Here is a 1,750-nt window from a genome sequence, read left to right as displayed (position 1 = left end):
TTAAAAGTGAGGTTACCACACCGAACACCTAATCCCTAAAAACAAGGAAGTGACAAGTTTGTACCCTCAATTATTAACTTATTTAATGGAATTTATCAAGTATCAAGATCAGGTAATTCGAACATTACTTACCCTACTTATTGGGAAAGGCATGTTTGAAAAGCCTGAAGAAACTCCTGTAAATAAACCTTACCGTAAACTTCAGGTGGATGATCTTCCGATCATCGAAACCCTTCAAAAGCTAGATTACCAAAGTCTTCTATCTGAATATCTGGAGAAGAAAGGTAAACAGCTAAAGCCTGTTCAAAGGCGTTTAAATGCAAAGACAATTGTGCCTAAATCTATGAACTGTCCGAAGTGTGGTGCTCCATCGGATTATCTCTATGCCAATAATGGAGGCAAAGGACAGTATCAATGTAAGGTGTGTACTTGTGTTTTTAACGAAAAGAGCCGCTATTTGAAAGAGGCCGTTTTGAAGTGTCCTCATTGTTCTAAAACACTTGAGAAAGTCAAAGAACGAAAAGACTTTGACGTGTATAAGTGCAAGAATAATGACTGTCCCTATTACCAAAAGAAGTTGAATGGTATGTCATCGAAGGAAAAGAAACAGTTTAAAAAGGATCCTCAAGCCTTTAAGATTAGATACATTTACCGACAGTTTCGAATTGATTTTCAGCCATTGTCTAAGTCTTCTCCCCAAAAACCTAAGGTAGATTTATCAAGGCTTTATGTGTCACCACATACTTTGGGGCTCATTTTAACCTATCATGTCAACTATGGCCTTTCGGCCAGGAAGACAGCTGCACTCATGAAAGATGTTCATGGAGTATCCATATCGCATCAGAGTATTTTAAATTACGAGAATGCCGTTGCCCTTACACTTAAGCCTTATGTGGATTCTTATCCCTACGAACTTTCTGATCAGTTCTGTGGAGACGAAACCTATATCAGGGTGAACGGGCGTTGGCATTATCTGTTTTTCTTCTTTGATACAGTGAAAAAGATTATCCTGTCCTACCCAGTGTCAGCCAATCGAGATACAGTGTCCGCTATCGGTGCAATTGATGATGTTTTAATGAAGCTGAAAGAGATTCCTAAAGACCTAACCTTCGTGGTGGACGGCAATCCCATTTATCTTTTAGCACAGCACTTTTTTGCCCAACACGATATTCATTTTGACATCAAGCAGGTAATCGGGCTTACCAATGAAGACCCCGTATCAACGGAATATAGACCTCTCAAACAAGTGATTGAAAGACTAAACCGCACGTTTAAGGGCAATTATCGCTCCACACATGGGTTTGGGTCTGAACATGGATCGGTTTCATTCGTCACCCTGTTTGTAGCCTACTTTAACTTCTTACGTCCTCACTCAGCCATAGAGGGAAAGGTCCCAGTGGTCGTTACAGAGCTACATCAGCAGCCTAACATGCCAGCTCGTTGGACGAAACTCATTGGTTTAGCACAACAATGGATTGTGGAACAAACAGCCTAACTTTTTGTTTAGCAGAGCCCTTGGACAAACACTAGCAATCGGCGAAGCGAACTCTTGACAAACCGAACTTGCCAATGGTTTAAAATGGAAAAACCAAGGGCTATTTAGTGTGCCTTCTTTTGTCCCCGTCGCCCTTGTTAAAGGAACCTCAAACCATTGGTGTGTTTGTCAAGAGCGATTGCGGGTACCTCCACTACAAAAAAGAGAGAAGAAAAAAACTTCAGGTCACTTTTTCATAGAAGTTTTGACACTACC

The 1,750-nt window shown here is 40.7% G+C and carries 1 protein-coding gene; it reads left to right on the top strand.

What is annotated here, in order from left to right:
* The first annotated feature begins 58 nt into the window (after positions 1–58).
* Positions 59–1,495, top strand: coding sequence for a DDE-type integrase/transposase/recombinase (locus ACE198_RS27920; protein ID WP_251463602.1), 1,437 nt, complete (start codon positions 59–61; stop codon positions 1,493–1,495).
* The last annotated feature ends 255 nt before the right edge of the window (positions 1,496–1,750 follow it).

Origin of the sequence: Neobacillus sp. KR4-4 (assembly GCF_042136325.1) — a bacterium.
Lineage (GTDB): Bacteria > Bacillota > Bacilli > Bacillales > Cytobacillaceae > Neobacillus.
This window is presented reverse-complemented; position numbering and strand designations above follow the sequence as displayed.